The sequence below is a fragment of the Castellaniella defragrans genome, assembly GCF_014203015.1.
Classification (GTDB): Bacteria; Pseudomonadota; Gammaproteobacteria; order Burkholderiales; family Burkholderiaceae_B; genus Castellaniella; species Castellaniella defragrans.
This window is the reverse complement of record NZ_JACHIB010000042.1, coordinates 1-1,293: the sequence shown is the minus strand read 5'-3', so window position 1 is coordinate 1,293 and position 1,293 is coordinate 1. Positions and strand designations below refer to the sequence as shown.

At 70.8% G+C, this 1,293-nt stretch carries 1 protein-coding gene; it reads left to right on the top strand.

The genetic code is table 11. The features are described from left to right. A partial coding sequence (locus HNR28_RS18055) for an enoyl-CoA hydratase/isomerase family protein (protein WP_184143107.1) occupies positions 1-1,113 on the top strand: 1,113 nt, incomplete at its 5' end. Between the last annotated feature and the right edge of the window lie 180 nt (positions 1,114-1,293).

Genomic DNA, 1,293 nt, shown 5'->3' with positions numbered 1-1,293 from the left:
GAGCTTCCCGCGGGCGGCGGGCGGCGCATCGGCGTGGCCACGCTCAACAGCCCGCGCACCTTGAACGGCCTGTCGCTGCCCATGTGCCGGCTGCTGGACGACCGCCTGCGGGCCTGGCAGAACGATCCGGCCATCGCGGCCGTCCTGCTCGAAGGCGCAGGCGGCAAGGCCTTCTGCGCCGGCGGCGACCTGCACAGCCTGTACCGCGCCATACTCGAAAACGGCAGCGGCCAGGCCTGGAACAATCTCTACGCCCGGCGCTTCTTCGAGACCGAATACCGGCTCGACTTCCTGATCCACAGCTACCGCAAACCCCTGATCTGCTGGGGCAGCGGCATCGTGATGGGCGGCGGGGTGGGCCTCATGATGGGAGCCAGCCATCGCATCGTGACCGAGACCACGCGCTTCGCCATGCCCGAAATCGCCATCGGCCTGTACCCGGACGTAGGCGGCACCTGGATGCTCAGCCGCCTGCCGCGCGGCATCGGCACATTCCTGGCGCTCACCGGCGCGCAATTGGGCGCGTCGGACTGCATGCGCCTGGGGCTGGCCGACCGGGTCTGCCGATCCACGCGCCTGGAGGACCTGCGGGCCGCCCTGGCGGCCGCCGACTGGAGCGCGGATCCCCAGGCGCATGCGCGCCAGGTGGACCACGTCCTCGACGGCCTCTGCGATTCCGGACCGGCGCAGTCGCCGGGCCCGCTGCAGATCCGTTTCGACGAGATCCGGGCGGCCTGCGACCGCGCGGACTTCGACGAGATCCGCGCCCGGCTCCTGGCCTGGGCCGACCACGAGGATCCCTGGCTCGCGCGCGCCGCCGCGGCCTTCGCCGCCGGCTCGCCCGGATCGGCGCGCCTGGGCTACACGCTGATCGCACGGATGCGTCCCCTGTCGCTCGCCGACGCATTCCGCCAGGAATACGTGGTCTCGCTGCATTGCACGGTCCAGGGGGATTTCCAGGAAGGCATCCGCGCCCTGCTGATCGACAAGGACAAGTCGCCGCAGTGGCTGCCGGCCACGCACGAACAGGCCGACAGCCACTGGGTCGAACGCTTCTTCCGTCCGCCCTGGCCCAAGAGCGAGTCCCATCCGCTGGCGGACCTGGAGGGCTGAGCCGGCGGCCCGCGATCGCGGGCCGCGCGCATCGCCCCCGGCAGCCCGCGCATCCACAACCGCAACCCACGACCGCAACCCACGGCCGCACACCCGCGGGACCGGGCAGCCACAAGAATTCCACGCATCATCACAGGAGACACACATGAGCAGCACCATCGGATTCATCGGACTGGGCCA